Below are 16296 nucleotides of genomic sequence, written 5' to 3' on the forward strand. Positions count from 1 at the left end.
TAATAGACATAATAGCGTTGTTCGCGGAAAAACACCGCTTTTTAGTGGTGTTTTTTCACTGTGTTGGGAGGGGCTTACATGCTTGATGTCGTCGCTCTTTCTTTTGCGATTGGATTTTTCCGAGGCGGCCGGATAAAAGAGTTGCCAAAGTTTGCAGCATTGTGGAGTCTCATTGCCAGTATTGGATTGCAAATCATGTCACAGTTTGTTCCCCAGTGGTCGGGGTGGCTGGTCAGCATATCCTATGTGTTTGTGCTGTATTTCTTCTTTAGTAACCGTCAGCATGAGGATATGCGTGTATTCATGATTGGCTGGTTGTTAAACGCGTTGGTCATTTGGGCGAACATGGGGAAAATGCCGGTTGATCTGGAGCAGGCGCAGCGATTGTCTTACCCCATTGATGCGCTGGTGAATGGGACAGACTTCAAACACATTGCGTTAACTGTGGATACAAACCTGCCTTTTCTAGCGGACACCATCTACAAGCCTCTCATTATTCCTCGAGTGATCAGCATCGGTGATCTGTTCATCATGTTGGGAGCCTTCTTATTAGTGCAGCGACTTATGAGTAAGCCGGTATCTTTAATAAGGCTGAGAGAAGGAAAAAATTATGCAGGTAAACACTCAAGGTGATAAACTGTTGCAGCGTCTGATTATCCATGCAGTTTTTCCTGCGGTAGTTATTTTCATGGTCTTGTTGGCGCTGCCGTATTGGGAGCCAAAAAGCCACTTGCCTGTTTTGGTTGCTTTTACACTGCTTACCATTATCTGTTCGTTTGCTCCGTTCCGGACGCCTGATGCGACGTTAACGCTTAATAATGCCGTGATCCTGTCGGGCCTTTTACTGTGGGGAGAATGGGTAGCCGTTTGGTCTTGTTTGCTGGAGGTTATCATCCTTGGGTTCTTGTTTCGATCTTCCGTTGCTCGTACAATGGCCAACGCGGGTCAAATGCTGTCGACGGTCTGGATTGTTGGCTGGGTGCATACCTGCTTGCAAGCACTTCATGTTCCTTGGGCGATTTCCGACCTGTTGCTGATCCTTGCATATTGGCTTGTAAACACTCTGCTATGTGCCATTTTGATCGCTTTCTACAGCGGTGTTCTCTGGACGACTGCTGTGAAAAACATGTTGACACGCGGTTCCGCTACCTACATTATGCTTTTGATAATAGGGGGTATGGGAGCAAGACTGGTTGATCACTACGGAGTACTTGCACTCATCCCTTTGGTAGCGGCTTTTGTCATTATTAGTATCGTCTTACGGCAATATTATGAAAGCATTCACAAACTCGCTCAAAAAATGGACGAGATCAAATCCTTCAATCACAAGTTCCTCACCGCCATGGCTGCTTCCATCGATGCCCGTGACCATTACACGAGCGGCCATTCCCAGCGGGTGGCTCACTGGGGACGGGAGATTGCCCGGGCGATCGGGCTGTCGGAGGAGAAGGCGGCGGAGGTGTATTTTGGCGGGATTTTGCACGACATCGGCAAAATCGGCATTGAGGATCAGATTCTCAACAAACGTGGAAAATTAACACCGGAGGAGTACGACAAGATCAAGCAGCACACGGTGATTGGATATGATATCATCCTGCAGGCGGGCATGTTTCACGAACTGCTGCCGGCCATCCGTTCGCACCATGAGCGAATCGACGGCAAGGGTTATCCGGACGGATTGGCTGGCGAAGAGATTCCGCTGATGGCCCGCATTCTGGCCATCTCTGACGCCTTCGACGCGATGGTGGCGGACAGGCCGTACCGCAAAGGACTGCCGGTGGAGGAGGCCCTGCAGGAGATCAGCCGCGGGGCGGGGACGCAGTTCGACGCCGAACTGGCCTATCATTTCATTCGCATCATCAGGGAGTTGCCCCGCGATGAATTGGAAACGATTATACGGCAGAACGCGCAGCCGCAGCGGCATCTGCAGGAGGTGGCCCGATAGGGTAGCCTCCTGTTTACTTTTTCATCAGCAAGGCCCCGGTGCTCGGACGAGACGGGGATTTTGCTGTTCACATGCCGGTCATTTGTGGAAAAATATCAACCAATGCTTGTCATTTTACCTGGACTGGGACATACTGGAATCGAATTGCAGCTTTTTGTGAGGTGATGGCGCTTGATTCCTACGTACAAGGATGCGGACATTATTCTGAAATTGTATGATCAGTTTGAATCGGAACGGCTGCGGGCCGCGAGACAGTGGTTCGACACCTCGCTGGCGGAAGAGGGGCTGGATTACGACGCGTTTTTGCGCCACTTTCCGCGCGGCAGCGAAGGCTATAACCACTTTGTGACGCTGTACGGCTTTTTTGAGATGGTAGGTGTGCTGCATAAAAACGGCCTCGTTCATCCCGACCTGCTGTTTGACATGTGGTTTATCAACGGCTTTTACCGCCGGATGTATCCGATTTTCGTCGGATGGAGGGCGCAGGGCGACATTCACGTGGCGGAAAATTTTGAACGGCTGGCCCTGGCCGAATTGAAGTGGATCGGCACGCACAAAGGAAAAGAATACGTTCCCGAGGTACCTTACGCCCGCAAGTAAGGAAGCGCCGGACAACCATCAGGGTGGTCCGGCTTTTTGCATGGCAGAACAGCTTTACGCCCACGCAGCCTGATGCAGGTAAGCAGGTAATAGGCAGTGAAAAGGACAGCATAGAAAAGTGGTTGTATTTTTATAAGTTAGTTTGTATAATTACTCATGAACAAATTTTCACACAGGGAGAGGGAACGATGGCTAGAGAGAAAATCGTATTGGCCTATTCGGGCGGTTTAGATACATCGGTAGCAATCAAGTGGCTGCAGGAAACGTACAACTACGACGTGATCGCAGTCGCGCTGGACGTGGGTGAGGGCAAGGACCTGGAGTTCGTGCAGAAAAAGGCGCTGCAGGTGGGGGCGCTGAAATCGATCGTGGTGGATGCAAAGGATGCGTTCGCCCAGGAGTACGTGCTGCCGGCACTGCAAGCGAACGCCATGTACGAAGGGAAGTATCCGCTGGTGTCAGCGCTGTCCCGTTACCTGATCTCCCGCGTGCTGGTGGAGATCGCGGAAAAAGAGGGAGCGGTGGCGGTCGCCCACGGCTGCACCGGGAAAGGGAACGACCAGGTGCGCTTCGACGTGTCGTTTACGGCATTGAACCCCAATCTGAAAATCGTCGCGCCCGTTCGCGAATGGGGATGGTCCCGCGACGAAGAGATCGAGTACGCGAAAAAGCACAACATTCCGATTCCGATCGATCTGGACAATCCGTACAGCATCGACCAAAACCTCTGGGGCAGAAGCTGCGAGTGCGGCATTCTGGAAGATCCCTGGGCGGCCCCGCCAGAGGGTGCGTACGAGCTGACCAAATCGATCGCTGATGCTCCGGACCAGCCGGAGGAGATTGAGATCACCTTTGTCAAAGGCGTGCCGACCGCGCTGAACGGGGAAGAGCTGCCGCTGGCCGAGCTGATTCTGAAGCTGAACAAAATCGCCGGCAACCACGGCGTCGGCCGAATCGACCACGTGGAAAACCGCCTGGTCGGCATCAAGTCCCGCGAAGTGTACGAAACGCCGGCGGCAACCACACTGATTCTGGCGCACCGCGAGTTGGAGTTTTTGACGCAGCCGCGCGAAGTAGCCCAGTTTAAGCCGATCATCGAGCAAAAGATGGCCCAGGTGATCTACGAAGGTCTCTGGTATTCGCCGATCCGCAGCGCGCTGCAGGCGTTTATCGAGGAAACACAGCAGTATGTTACCGGTGTCGTGCGCGTCAAGCTGCACAAGGGACACGCCATCGTCGTCGGACGCAAATCGACGTCGTCGCTCTACAGCCACGAGTTGGCCACCTATGCGGCGGGCGATCAGTTTGACCACAAGGCGGCACTTGGCTTCATCAAGCTGTGGGGCCTGCCGACCAAGGTGTACGCCCAGGTGAATGAAGGCGTGCTCCGCGAAAATGCGAAAACGGCAATTAAGATCTTGGACGAAAAGGATGCGATCGTGCAATGAAACTCTGGGGAGGACGCTTCACGAAGCCGACGAACCAGCTCGTGGAGGAATATACCGCTTCCATTACCTTCGACAAGCAGATGTGGCGGCAAGACATCGTCGGCAGCCTGGCACACGTGGCGATGCTGGGCAAGTGCGGCATCCTGCCGATGGAGGAAGTCAGACAAATCATCGCCGGTCTGAAAAAGGTAAAGGAGAAGATCGAGCGGGGACAGGTGCAGTTTCTCGTCGAGCACGAGGATGTGCACATGAACATCGAAAAGCTGCTGATCGAGGAAATCGGCCCGGTGGGGGGCAAACTGCACACGGGGCGCAGCCGCAATGACCAGGTGGCGCTCGACATGCACCTCTATCTGCGGGAGAAGCTGATGGAGATCATCCAGCTGGCCACGTACCTGCAGGAGGCACTGCTGGAACAGGCCAACCGCCATCTCGACACGGTCATGCCCGGCTACACTCATCTGCAGCGGGCCCAGCCAGTCCTGTTCGGCTACCATCTGATGGCGTACGTCTCGATGCTGCAGCGCGACATCGAGCGGATGCGCGACTGCTGGAAACGGGTCAACATCCTGCCGCTCGGCGCTGGCGCCCTGGCCGGCACGACATTCCCGATCGACCGGACGTTTGTAGCCGAATTGCTTCAGTTTGACGGCATCTACCTGAACAGCATGGACGCTGTCAGCGACCGGGACTTCATCGTCGAATTTCTGGCGGACGCTTCCCTCCTGATGGCCCATCTCTCGCGCCTCTGCGAAGAATTGGTCATGTGGAGCAGCCAGGAGTTTTCGTTTGTGGAACTGGATGACGCGTTTTGCACCGGCTCCAGCATCATGCCGCAGAAGAAAAATCCCGACGTGGCCGAGCTGGTGCGCGGCAAAACCGGACGCGTCTACGGGAACTTAATCGGCCTGTTGACCGTGCTGAAAGGGCTGCCGCTCGCCTACAACAAAGACATGCAGGAAGACAAGGAAGGCATGTTTGACACGGTGGCAACGCTGCACGGGGCGCTCGCCCTGTTGACGCCGATGATCCAGACGATGCAGGTGAAAGCTGACCGGATGCGCCAGGCAGTGACGCAGGACTTTTCCAACGCCACCGATCTGGCCGACTACCTGGTTCGCCAAGGCATGCCGTTCCGTCAGGCGCATGAAGTGGTGGGCCGCACGGTGCTCTACTGCATTGAGCATCAAAAATACCTGCTGGACCTGAGCCTGGATGAGTTTCGGCAGTTCTCCGAGGCAATCGGGGAGGACGTGTACGAGGCGCTGGCCGTGGAAACGGTCGTCAATGCGCGCAACGTGCTGGGCGGCACCGCCCGCAGCCAGGTGGAGGCGCAGATCGCCGCGTATCGCAGCCTGCTGGCTGAGACGCACGCGTGGGTGGAGAAAAACAGCCAAAAAGTGATGATTGAATCGCTGATTGACGTCGGTTCGCCGGTGTGAGCAGGATTGCGCGGGAGTGGGAGGACGTCCTGTACCTTGACGCTCACCTGATCGCCAAGACGGGCCGGCAACGGTGGACTTCGGCCATAATCGGTCTTGCCGGCCGGCAGCGACAGATTCGTGCCAGCCGATCGGCAGCCACAGACAAAAAGAAAACGGATAGAAGCTTTGATGGGGCTCCTATCCGTTTTTTTTGTTTGTTCTGACGTTACAGGCACATCCGCAAAATGGCGGCCACGTCGTCGCTGGTCAGCTTTTTGAAACGGCCGATCGGGCCGAACGGCGTTGCTTTTTCCGCCATCAGCTCCAGATGTTCGTCGCCGATCTGGTAGTCGGCCAGACGGGTCGGGGCTCCGATGCGGGCGAAGAACGCTTCTGTGGCGGCGATGCCCTCCAGCGCCACTTCGTCGTCCGTCTTGCCGGACGGGTCGACGCCCCATACTTCCACGGCGAAGCGCTTGAAGCGCTCCACGTTTTCGCGGTAGACGTAGCGCATCCATTTCGGGAAAATGATGGCCAGTCCGCCGCCGTGCGGGATGTCGTAGACGGCGCTCACCGCGTGCTCGATGGAGTGGGTGGCCCAGTCCGTCTCCACGCCGACCGGCAGGGTGCCGTTCAGGGCCATCGTGCCGCAGTAGAGAATGGTGGCCCGAGCGTCGTAGTCTTCCGGATTGGCCAGCACCCGTTCGGCGTATTCGATTACAGTTTTCATAATCGACTCGGCAAAGCGGGTCTGCAGCGGAATCTCCTGCGTGTGGGTGAAATACTGTTCAAACACGTGCGACAACATGTCGCAGATTCCGTATACCGTTTGGTCGCGGGGGACGCTGAAGGTATTCTCCGGATCGAGGATGGAGAAGGTGGGGAAGGTTGTGCCAGCGCCAAATTTTTCTTTCGTCTCCCAGTTGGTGACGACGCTGCCCCGGTTCATCTCCGAGCCGGTCGCTGCCAGCGTCAGTACGGTGCCCAGCGGCAGTGCTGCCTGTGGTTGGGCTTTGCGAGTGTAGAAGTCCCAGACGTCTCCCTCGTACGGCACGCCAACCGCGATTGCTTTGGAGGCGTCAATCACGCTGCCGCCGCCCACCGCGAGAATCCAGTCCACCCGTTCGCGGCGGCACAGTTCAATCCCTTTCTTCACTGTGGACAGCCGCGGGTTGGGCTCCACGCCGGGCAGTTCGTGGATGGTGCAGCCCGCCGCCTGCAGCAGGGCGATGACCTTGTCGTACAGGCCGTTACGCTTGATGCTGCCGCCGCCGTAGACCAGAAGGACGGTGGAGCCGAGTTGGGCGGCTTTTTCCTTCAGCTTTTCCAGCTGCCCGCGTCCAAAGATCAATTCGGTGGGATTATGATAGACAAAATTGTCCATGGAAAACGTCTCCTTTCCGAGCGGATTCCCTTATATTGTAGACCATCATCGTAGATGGAACCAGTTTGCAAGTGCAGGGCCGAATCTGTCGGATTGGTGCCAAAGTTTTTGGAAATCGACAGGAAATGAGAGATTTTGTGGATTCCCACATCGAAATCGGGTGGTATAATAGGAGAGATAGCGGTCGCCGCTGTGTTTTGGCACCAAGCGTCAGCGGACGACGGATCCGTGCGAGCTTTGTCGGAAAGAGAAACATAGAGAAACAATCAACCAACAGATACATGGATGGATGCGGACTGATTTTGTACTACATAACAAGGAACTGACAAGGTAGGATGTGATTGGCTTGATCGAGATGTTTGACGTGTGGAAGACCTACCCCAACGGGACCAATGCGTTGAAAGGGATCAATGTTCGCATCGAAAAGGGCGAATTTGTCTACGTGGTGGGACCGAGCGGTGCAGGTAAGTCCACGTTTATCAAATTGATGTACCGGGAAGAAAAACCGACCAAGGGCCAGATTTTCCTGGGCGGTTTTAATGTCAGCCGGATCAAGGAGCGGCAGATTCCCATGGTGCGCCGCAGCATCGGCGTGGTGTTTCAGGATTTCAAACTGCTGCCGACGCTCAGCGTCTACGAGAACGTGGCGTTTGCCATGGAAGTGATCGAGACGCCCCCCAAGCAAATCAGGCCGCGGGTGATGGATGTGCTGGGCCTGGTCAAATTGAAGCACAAGGCCAAAATGCTGCCGAACGAACTGTCCGGCGGCGAACAGCAGCGCGTCGCTCTGGCGCGGGCGCTGGTCAACAATCCAGGGATCATCATTGCCGATGAGCCGACAGGCAACCTGGACCCGGACACCTCCTGGGAGATCATGAATCTGTTTGAAGAGATCAACCAGCGCGGCACCACAGTGGTCATGGCTACGCATAACCGCGAAATTGTCAACACGATGAGAAAACGGGTAATTGCCATTGAAGCGGGACAGATTGTCCGTGACGAGCAGAGAGGGGAATACGGTTATGAAGATTAGAACGCTGGGACGCCACGTCCGCGAAGGGGTTAAAAACCTCGGTCGGAACGGCTGGATGACGTTCGCTTCGATCAGTGCCGTGACCATTACCCTGCTGATTCTCGGCGTCTTTCTCATTCTGGCAATGAACGTCAACCATCTGGCCCAAACAGTGGAAAAGCAGGTGGAGATTCGCGTCTTTTTGGATACGCTGGCCACTCCGGAAAACGTCAAGGAAGTGGAACAAAACATTCGCGCGATTCCCAAAGTGGAATCAGTTGTGTTTATTCCCAAAGCCGAGGGGCTCAAGCAGCTAAAGGAGAGCATGGGCGAGAAGGCGTACCTGTTTGACGGACTGGAAAAGGAAAACCCGCTCCCCGACTCGTACGTCGTCAAGACCAAACTGCCGCAGGACACCGCCGACGTGGCCGGGCAGATCAAAAAGCTGGAGTTCGTCGAAAGCGTCAACTACGGCCAAGGCACAGTCGAAAAGCTGTTTGCCGCTACCAGTACGATTCGTAACGTGGGCATCGCCTTTATCGTCGGTCTGGGCTTTACCGCGATGTTTTTGATTGCCAACACGATCAAGTTGACCATCGTGGCCCGCCGACGGGAGATTGAGATCATGAAGCTGGTGGGCGCGACCAACTGGTTTATCCGCTGGCCGTTTTTTGTCGAAGGTCTGCTGATGGGACTGCTGGGTGCGCTGATCCCGATCGTGCTGCTCACCGTCAGCTACTACTATTTGCTGGACGCCGTCTACGGCAGCATGCCGGCTGTCCAACTCTTCAAACTGCTGCCGTTGTTCCCGCTCGCCTACCAGGTGGCGCTAATCCTGGCCGCCATTGGCGCGTTTATCGGCATTTGGGGCAGCCTCGTGTCTGTCCGCCGCTTCCTGCGCATCTAGGGCGTGTGAAAAGAGACAACACATTTCACTAGGGAGGAGTACCATGAGGAAGAAGAAGATTCTGCTATCACTCTTGGTGACGGGCCTGTTGAGTGCGGCAGCCGTACCGGCGACCGTGGGCCTGGCAGCGAGTAAGGCATCCCTAGACAAGATCAACCAGGAATTGAATGAGATCAAGAAAAAGAAAAAAGCACAGCAAAACCAGGTAAAAGCGATCGAAGGGGAGATTTCGTCGCTTCAGCGCAAGCAGGCTGACCTGGAGAATGAGCTGATGCACATCGACCTGAAGCGCAACGAGACGCAAAAAAAGCTGAACAAGCTGGAAAAGCAGATGGAAGAGACCAAGGTAAAGGCGGCCGAGGCGCAGGATCAGTTGGATGAGGCGAAGGAGCGCGTGGCCAAACGTGATGCCCTGCTCAAGACGCGCGTCAAATCCATGTACGAACGCGGCAACGTCTCGTATCTGGACGTGCTGCTCGGCGCCTCCGACTTCGGCGATTTCCTCACCCGGATGCAGGGGCTCAGGCTGATTGCCGAACAGGACACCCGCATTCTGGAGGACAATATCCGCGACAAGGAAACCATCGAAAAGAAAAAGAAAGAGATCGACCATCAACTGGCCGTCTACGCTGACATGTACGAAGAGGCGGAGAGGCTCAAGGCTGAACTGGACAAGCAGTACAAGCGGAGCGTCGCGGTCAAGGCAGAGCTGAAAAAGAAAGAAAGCGAGCTCCACGAAATTCTCGAAGAAGAGGAACAAAGCCTGCTCGCCCTGATGAAGCAGGAAGAGGCCAAAATGGCGGAACGGCTGCGCGCCATGACTTCCAGCGGCAGCGGCTACAAGGGCGGACGCCTGGCGCTGCCGATCGATGACGGACTGTTCCGCTTCTCGTCCGGTTTCGGCGTGCGCAGCGACCCGTTCACCGGCCGTTCGGCGGGACATAACGGCGTGGATATGGCCGCGCCCAAAGGGACGCCGATCAAGGCGGCAGCACCCGGCATCGTAATGTTTGCCGGTTATGCCCGCGGGTTCGGCAACACGGTGATGATCAAGCACAACAATGAGCTGACCACGCTCTACGGCCACATCATGGAAGGCGGTATCCTGGTGTCGGTGGGACAACGAGTCGAAACCGGTCAGGTGATTGCCAAAGTCGGCTCCACGGGACGCTCCACCGGCAACCATCTGCACTTTACCGTCTATCGCAATGACGTTGCCGTTGACCCGATGCCGTATCTCAGATAACCATACGCGTTCTCGCAGAAACGGGAAGCACGGAAAGAAGGAATCACGGTCACTTTCCGGGCTTCCCGATTGTTCAATCGGCTGCTGTTTGCGGTGGGGTACCGCCTGACGCTCATCCCTTTTCTCCTCCCCACACAGTCGGTGATTGGAAGTTTCCGTCAACTCTCTGCCGCCCCCTGCGCGTGTGGTACAATGAGAGAGGTGTGCCATTATACCGCAGTTTTTCGCCGGCTTATGCAGGAGGAAGGCGGCCGCAGACAGCAACAGATGAGCAAGCGCAACGGAACAAGCAGGAGAACAGGCTTTGCGGCCATAAAATTTAAAGAAGAAAAGTTTGCTGTTTCTTGCATCAATCAACCAAGAAGCGGCCAGACTGGCAGATATGAACAGGGTGAATGGGTCAGCGGTCCGAGAAAACGCATAATCGGGCAGACGTCTTCATTTGTTCGGTACGTAAGCAGCTGTCGACCTTGCTCCCCTGCATGCGGTAACGGTTTTTCGGCAAATATTGCCATGCGCAGTTGCATACACTAGCTGCATACCTTTTCTTACGGGAGCACAAAGGATGGTGTCGTGACGATGAAATGGAATGGACGTTCCGTGCTTGCGCTTGTGCTTGTCTCCATGGTCGCCAGCAGTTTTCTCACCATGGGTCTGATGAAAAACTGGTCTGGCGGGAGCAGCAACGGGACGATAACTGCTTCGGCAAGCTCGCTGTTCAGAGGCAGCCAGGAGTATCCGCAAGAGTTTAAAAAGCTGCTGGAAGCCTATTCGGCCATCAAGCAGGAGTACATTGAAAACGTGTCAACCGGCCAACTGGTCGAAGGGGCGATCAGCGGCATGGTCGGTTCGCTGAAAGATCCGTACAGCGACTACATGGACCCCGCGACAGCGGAAGAGTTCAACTCGACGCTTCACTCCACCTTTCAGGGAATCGGGACGGAAGTGACGATGCAAAACGGACGCGTGACCGTCGTCTCCCCGTTCAAAAATTCCCCGGCGGAAAAGGCGGGGCTTAAGCCAAACGACCAGATTATCAGCGTCAACGGCGAGTCGCTGGAAGGGTTGGACCTGCATCAGGCGGTCACCAAAATCCGCGGGCCCAAAGGCACCAAAGCAGTGCTCAAGATCATGCGGCCGGGCGTGCCGGAGCCGCTGACCATCGTCTGCATTCGGGACGACATCCCGATTGAGACGGTCACCAGTCAGATCATTGAGAAGAACGGGGTCAAGATCGGCGTAATCAGCCTGACCCAATTCTCCAGCGATACGGCGGACCACTTCAAGGAACAACTGGCCGACCTGGAGAAAAAGGGGATCGGCGGCCTGGTCATCGACGTGCGCGGCAACCCCGGCGGGTATCTGCTGGCCGTCAAAGAGATCGGCGAAGTGCTCATCCCGAATCGGGGCAAGATTGTCCAGATCGAATACGGATCGAACAGCAAGGAGAAGGAAGAATACTTCTCCAAGGCCGACGAGGCCAAACCATATCCGATCGCCGTACTGATCAACGCAGGCAGCGCCAGTGCTTCCGAGATTCTTGCCAGCGCGATGCGCGAGAGCGGCGGCTATAAACTGATCGGGGAGAAGTCGTTTGGCAAAGGCACGGTGCAAAGCACGATGGAGATGGCGGACAAGAGCCAGCTCAAGCTGACCATCGCCAAGTGGCTGACACCCAAAGGCAACTGGATTCACGAAAAGGGCATCGAACCGGACGTGAAGGTCTCCCAGCCTGACTACTTCAACGCCACCCAACTGCCGACGGACAAGGTGCTGGCCCGCGACATGGCCGGCAGCGACGTGAAAAACCTGCAGTTGATTCTCAGCGGCCTGAAGCTGTCGCCGGGCCGAAACGACGGCTATTTCGACGAAAAGACAGAGCAGGCGGTGAAGCAGTTCCAGGCGGCGCACAAACTGCCGGTCACCGGCAAGGTGGATGCGGCGACGCGAACGGCTCTGGAGGACAGCCTGCGGGAAGAAATCAGAAAGCCGGACAACGACCTCCAGCTGCAAAAGGCGCTGGACGTCGTCAGCCGCGATGCGAAGGCAAAATAATCCAGCCCAGCCAGGCAGGGAATCCCTTGCCAGTCGTAGAAATGGTAACCACGGCAGAGAAAGCCGTGGTTCCTTTTTTGCGACAGAGGTGAGGCAATTGGCATTACATGGCGATCTCCTATCGATTGCATACGGGTTTGGGCAGTTTTTTCTCCACCCGTTTTTCTATCTGTTTCTGTTCGTCATTTACCTGCACTATCGCAAGCAGATGAACCTGGAACGGCAGTTGTTTGCCGTGCGCATCCAGACGCCCTTTCTCCAGACGATGCGTTCCCTGGGCATGGGAGCAGCGGGAGGGCTGCTGGTCTCCCTGTTGGCCGTGGGGCTGGGTATCGTGGTCCAGGTGCAGGACCTCTGGCTGCTGTGGGGGCTGGCGCTGCTGCTCGCCCTGATTCGACTGCGCTTTCTGTGTTTTGCCTACGCAGCCGGCTTGCTGACCCTGCTCCATATGATTGTCCAGGTGGCTCCGGGGGCGGTGGACATCCCGGTGATCGGCCCGGTGTGGAATGCGATCGGACAGGCAAAGCCGCTGCCGCTTCTGGCGCTGGTCGCCGTGATGCATCTGATCGAAGCCATGCTCGTCAGCTGGAATGGGGGACGGGACGCCTCGCCCCTGTTTGTCGAAGGAAAGCGGGGGCGGATTGTGGGCGCGTACCTGCTGCATTCGTTTTGGCTGACACCGCTGGCCCTGTTTGTGCAGGTGGAGCCGGGCAGTCTGAGCGGAGCGCTTTATCCGGGCTGGCCGTTCTTTTCGCCCGAGATCGCATCGTACGGCCTCCTGCTGCTGCCGACAGTGACGGGTTACTCCGACTGGACGCAGACGCAGACGCCGGAAGGGAAGGCGCGTCAAATCGCCAGGCAGTTGGCGCTGTACGCGGTGGGGCTGCTCGGACTGGCTGCGCTGGCCGTCTTGTGGGCTCCATTGACGCTGCTGGCCGCGCTGTTTGCCCTCCTGGGGCATGAAGGACTGTTCCTGTTGAGCCAATGGCAGGAACGGCAGCGGGCGCCGTATTTTGTTCCTTCGTCCCGAGGGGTCAAGGTGATGGCGGTCATACCGGGAACGCCGGCGGAAGAGATCGGCATTCGGCCGGGAGAGGTCATCGTCAAGGTAAACGGGCTAAACGTTCGCGACAAAGAGGACCTGTACCCGGCGCTGCAGGTGAATCCGGCTTTTTGCAAAATGGAGGTGCTCACGCGCGACGGTGAGATCAAGTTTGTGCAGTGCGCCGTCTACGCGGGCAACCACCACCAGCTCGGCATCATCGTCGTTCCCGACGCCTCTACCCGGGTGTACGTGGACATGCAGCGGGTCGGCGTGGTGGAGTTGATCAAACAAAAATTGGAAAAGTTACATATTGGTGCGTAACCTGCCGCCTGAACCCGTACCCTGCCGCTTACGCGCGGCCGTCCGGGTTTCGGGCGGTTTTTTATTGCCGGCGGGCTTGACAGACCGCAACGAATCAACCGTTTTTTGCGTCAAATGGGTGTGAACTGGAAAGAGAGAAAGGATGAACCAGATGGGAGCATATCGAAAGTATGCGGCGGTGTTCTGGACAGGGGCGCTTACGGCGGCAAGCCTGCTTGTTTCGCAAATGGCGGCGGCCACCCCTCTTTCGAAGCCGCATGCAGATGTTGCGCCGCATGCAGAGTCTGCACAGACGCAGAAGGCACCCGATCCCATCCCCGCGCCGGTCTCCAAAGGCATACAGCATCTGGTCAGGCTCGTTCCGGAGCTGGCCAGCCGCGTTGTCGTCTACTCCGGACCTGTCGACGGACCCGGCATCAGCGGCGATAGGGTCACGTTTGGGATCCGTGGCGATGCGGAGGAGAGCAGGGACTGGGCCGTTTTTCATCCGCAGACGGGCGATCTGCTGAGCCTGGAGATTGCGCCGGAGCAGCCCAATACGGGACCCGCGCTTGAAGATCAGCAGGTGATCGAAAAGGCATCGGCATTTTTGTCCCGCTTGCATCCGAACGGTTTGTCGTACCGTCCCCGCAGCGTGACGCGCCAGGGCGAACTCAGGACGATCCGTTTCGTTCGCACCATCCACGACATCCCGCTTGATGATGGCTACGATTGCTTCGTCACGGCAGACAAGTCCGGCCGGATTGTCGGGTTTCGCACCTTTGACGGCGCCCTTTATCAAGAATGGAGCCCGGCATCGTTTCCTTCCGCGCAGCGGGCGATGTCACCCGAGACAGCCAAGCAGCGCTACGTCCAGAGTCATCCGCTGGAACTCGTCTATCTGCTGCCGAGTCAATCCGACAGCCGCACACCGGTCGAGGCCCGGCTGGTCTACGCGATCAGGGATGGCGTGGTGCACGGCCAGCACTCCGGCAGCGCGCTGGATGCCGTGAAGGGGAGCCGACTGGCAGCATCCCGTCAACAAGCAGAGGTTCGCGCGCTGACCGTGACGGGAACAGGCGAAGCATGGACAGCGCGGACAGAAGCGGAAGCGCACGCACTGGTCAAGCGGGCACTGGGGGCGGATGTGCAAAAGCTGCCGGTGACTATCTATACGGACATGCTGGACAACGGTGAGCAGCACCGCTTTTTTATCTGGGGGTTTTTTGAAGAGGGCGTGGGCGACCGGGACAAGGTATATGCCCTGGGCCAGTTTCCCAGCGGTCTGAGTCCGGCATTGCGCACCCACGTCCTGCTGAAGACGGACGCCGCAACAGGCCGGCTCATCAACGTCGTGCTGGACGATGGACTGCACGGGGGGCCCCCAACGGACAAAAAGCGGGATTGGGCGGCTGCCACCGCCCTGCTGGAGCGCTTGCTGCCCGCTGGTACGCACAAGCTGCGCGTACAGGATACGGGAGGGGAAAACTGGACCACGATCACAGCCGATCCGATCGTCAATGGCATTCCCGTCGTTTGGGAGGACGAAATGGAGGAAGAGGGGGCGTACACCATTTCCGTCAATCCGCTGGACGGTTCGATCAAGCAAGTGTGGCTCGCTCAACCAGACTGGGCCGACGTCCGCTATCCCTCGCCCGCAGCGGCTGTCTCTGAACAGCAGGCGGTGTCGGCCCTGCTCGATGCGTACCCGCTGGAACTGGTGTACGTCCGCGGTGATTGGCTGCATACGGAAGGGCAGACCTGGCAGCTTGCCTATGATCTCTCGTTCCGGCAGTCGCGTTCCTACTGCTATTGCGGCGTGAAACCGAAGGTGGACCTGACCGTTTATGTGGATGGACATACCGGGAGCGTCGTCGTCCGTGAATGAAACGGGCCAGCGAAAGTCAAACAGCCGCACCAGCCTGTTCGGCCGGTACGGCTGTTTTTTTGTCTTGTGTGAGGGGAGGCACCCGGATTATGGCGCGGTGGCCTCGAACCCGACAATTTGACTCAGCTTCACTTTTTTGTCGCCTTCCAGGACGAACTCCACGACGCCGTTCTTCATGCTGACCGCTTTGATTACGCCGGTGTTCTCGGTGGTGGACGTGGTGCCGTCCGGGTTGGTGGACGTCTCGGTGTAGGTGATCGTGTAGCCGATCATCTGCGCGTACTGGAGCGTGTTGTTCATCGGCAGATTGTCCGGCTTCACCGACATGCCGACCACGTCTTCCAGCTTGATGGTCTTGCCGTTGTCCAACTGGAATTCCACTTTGCCGTTTTTCATCGCAAAGCCGACAATCACGCCGTCCTTGATCTCTTCAATGGTGGTGATGTCGTCTGTCGTATCCGGATTGCCGTCCCTGTCCACCTGCCGCGTCTCCTTGTAGGAGATCTGCTTGCCGATCATGTCCGCGTACTTCAGACTGTTGTCCAGTTCGGCTCCGGTCAAGCCTTTGGACTCCAGGCCCTTCACCCATTCGCGCGGGATTGGTGTCTGTTCGCCCGCGATCCGGAAGTAGATTTTGCCGTTATCCATGGAGACCGATTCGATGACGCCCGACTTTTTCTCGTGGATCACTTCGCCGGTCAGCTCGTCCACCAGCTGCAAATCGTAGGTGGCTGTCTTTCCGATCAGGCCCTCATACTCGCGCAGGGTGAGCATGCTGTTGTTGGACTGCTCCATCAGGTTGGCCATTTTCGTGATTTTTTCCACCATGGTCATCATGCTGGTCTGCTGGATAAATTGCGTGTTGTCCATCGGAGAGAGCGGGTCCTGGTTTTTCAACTGCTCCAGCAGCAGTTTCATAAAGGCGTTCTGGTCCATCTCGGTGGTAAACTCTTTTTTGCCTTTGTAGCTCCAACTGGGCTGTATGTATGGATTGTTGTTAACGCTTCCTGTACCTGCCATGACGATCCTCCCTGACATGTCG

Annotated in this window: 13 protein-coding genes; 11 read left to right on the forward strand and 2 right to left on the reverse strand. The window is 56.8% G+C overall.

All coding sequences use genetic code 11. The annotated features are described in order from the left end of the window. Window positions 1–78 precede the first annotated feature (78 nt). The 5 genes from Q7F15_RS02245 (at window position 79) to argH (ending at window position 5435) form a co-directional block, all read left to right on the forward strand. The gene (locus Q7F15_RS02245) at window positions 79–633 is read left to right on the forward strand and encodes a DUF5317 domain-containing protein (RefSeq protein ID WP_171567278.1); all 555 of its coding nucleotides are present in this window, start codon (window positions 79–81) and stop codon (window positions 631–633) included. A 544-nt stretch (window positions 634–1177) separates the two neighbouring features. Beyond that, entirely contained in the window at window positions 1178–1945 is a 768-nt protein-coding gene (locus tag Q7F15_RS02250; protein WP_230077460.1) for an HD-GYP domain-containing protein, read from the forward strand. A 171-nt stretch (window positions 1946–2116) separates the two neighbouring features. Continuing rightward, complete coding sequence (locus tag Q7F15_RS02255; RefSeq protein WP_171567280.1) at window positions 2117–2545, forward strand: DUF4760 domain-containing protein; 429 nt, start codon at window positions 2117–2119, stop codon at window positions 2543–2545. Between the two features lie 188 nt (window positions 2546–2733). Beyond that, complete coding sequence (locus Q7F15_RS02260; protein WP_171567281.1) at window positions 2734–3993, forward strand: argininosuccinate synthase; 1260 nt, start codon at window positions 2734–2736, stop codon at window positions 3991–3993. Beyond that, a complete protein-coding gene (gene argH / locus Q7F15_RS02265; RefSeq protein ID WP_212133390.1) occupies window positions 3990–5435 on the forward strand; it encodes an argininosuccinate lyase in 1446 nt (481 codons plus the stop codon). The genes Q7F15_RS02260 and argH overlap by 4 nt, the downstream gene beginning before the upstream one ends. Window positions 5436–5643: 208 nt before the next feature. Here the strand turns inward: argH and Q7F15_RS02270 are convergent, their stop codons facing one another. Further along, window positions 5644–6801 (reverse strand): iron-containing alcohol dehydrogenase, encoded by a 1158-nt coding sequence (locus Q7F15_RS02270; protein ID WP_171567283.1) that lies wholly within the window; start codon window positions 6799–6801, stop codon window positions 5644–5646. Window positions 6802–7147: 346 nt separating this feature from the next. Between Q7F15_RS02270 and ftsE the strand changes: the two genes are divergently transcribed. The 6 genes from ftsE to Q7F15_RS02300 all read left to right on the forward strand — a co-directional run bounded on the left by ftsE (window position 7148) and on the right by Q7F15_RS02300 (window position 15254). Next, window positions 7148–7834, forward strand: coding sequence for a cell division ATP-binding protein FtsE (gene ftsE / locus Q7F15_RS02275; protein WP_171567284.1), 687 nt, complete (start codon window positions 7148–7150; stop codon window positions 7832–7834). Further along, window positions 7824–8720: a permease-like cell division protein FtsX gene (gene ftsX, locus Q7F15_RS02280; protein WP_171567285.1), complete on the forward strand. Its 897-nt coding sequence runs from the start codon at window positions 7824–7826 to the stop codon at window positions 8718–8720. The genes ftsE and ftsX overlap by 11 nt, the downstream gene beginning before the upstream one ends. Window positions 8721–8763: 43 nt before the next feature. After that, entirely contained in the window at window positions 8764–9966 is a 1203-nt protein-coding gene (locus tag Q7F15_RS02285; protein ID WP_212133398.1) for a murein hydrolase activator EnvC family protein, read from the forward strand. Window positions 9967–10545: 579 nt separating this feature from the next. Beyond that, window positions 10546–12021 (forward strand): S41 family peptidase, encoded by a 1476-nt coding sequence (locus Q7F15_RS02290; protein WP_230077457.1) that lies wholly within the window; start codon window positions 10546–10548, stop codon window positions 12019–12021. A gap of 97 nt (window positions 12022–12118) precedes the next feature. Further along, window positions 12119–13387, forward strand: coding sequence for a PDZ domain-containing protein (locus Q7F15_RS02295; RefSeq protein ID WP_304415040.1), 1269 nt, complete (start codon window positions 12119–12121; stop codon window positions 13385–13387). Window positions 13388–13538: 151 nt separating this feature from the next. Next, window positions 13539–15254: a YcdB/YcdC domain-containing protein gene (locus Q7F15_RS02300; protein ID WP_304415041.1), complete on the forward strand. Its 1716-nt coding sequence runs from the start codon at window positions 13539–13541 to the stop codon at window positions 15252–15254. Window positions 15255–15341: 87 nt separating this feature from the next. On the opposite strand, the gene Q7F15_RS02305 is transcribed toward Q7F15_RS02300, so the two are convergent. Next, a complete protein-coding gene (locus Q7F15_RS02305) occupies window positions 15342–16274 on the reverse strand; it encodes a flagellar hook assembly protein FlgD (protein WP_171567290.1) in 933 nt (310 codons plus the stop codon). Window positions 16275–16296: the final 22 nt, after the last annotated feature.

Source organism: Brevibacillus aydinogluensis (assembly GCF_961514395.1).
GTDB lineage: Bacteria > Bacillota > Bacilli > Brevibacillales > Brevibacillaceae > Brevibacillus > Brevibacillus aydinogluensis.

Bases quoted from the DNA above. Each gene is read 5' to 3' on its own strand.
- Q7F15_RS02245 (WP_171567278.1), top strand. From the start codon at position 79: ATGCTTGATGTCGTCGCTCTTTCTTTTGCGATTGGATTTTTCCGAGGC.
- Q7F15_RS02250 (WP_230077460.1), top strand. From the start codon at position 1,178: ATGGGAGCAAGACTGGTTGATCACTACGGAGTACTTGCACTCATCCCT.
- Q7F15_RS02260 (WP_171567281.1), top strand. From the start codon at position 2,734: ATGGCTAGAGAGAAAATCGTATTGGCCTATTCGGGCGGTTTAGATACA.
- argH (WP_212133390.1), top strand. From the start codon at position 3,990: ATGAAACTCTGGGGAGGACGCTTCACGAAGCCGACGAACCAGCTCGTG.
- Q7F15_RS02270 (WP_171567283.1), bottom strand. From the start codon at position 6,801: ATGGACAATTTTGTCTATCATAATCCCACCGAATTGATCTTTGGACGC.
- ftsX (WP_171567285.1), top strand. From the start codon at position 7,824: ATGAAGATTAGAACGCTGGGACGCCACGTCCGCGAAGGGGTTAAAAAC.
- Q7F15_RS02285 (WP_212133398.1), top strand. From the start codon at position 8,764: ATGAGGAAGAAGAAGATTCTGCTATCACTCTTGGTGACGGGCCTGTTG.
- Q7F15_RS02290 (WP_230077457.1), top strand. From the start codon at position 10,546: ATGAAATGGAATGGACGTTCCGTGCTTGCGCTTGTGCTTGTCTCCATG.
- Q7F15_RS02300 (WP_304415041.1), top strand. From the start codon at position 13,539: ATGGGAGCATATCGAAAGTATGCGGCGGTGTTCTGGACAGGGGCGCTT.
- Q7F15_RS02305 (WP_171567290.1), bottom strand. From the start codon at position 16,274: ATGGCAGGTACAGGAAGCGTTAACAACAATCCATACATACAGCCCAGT.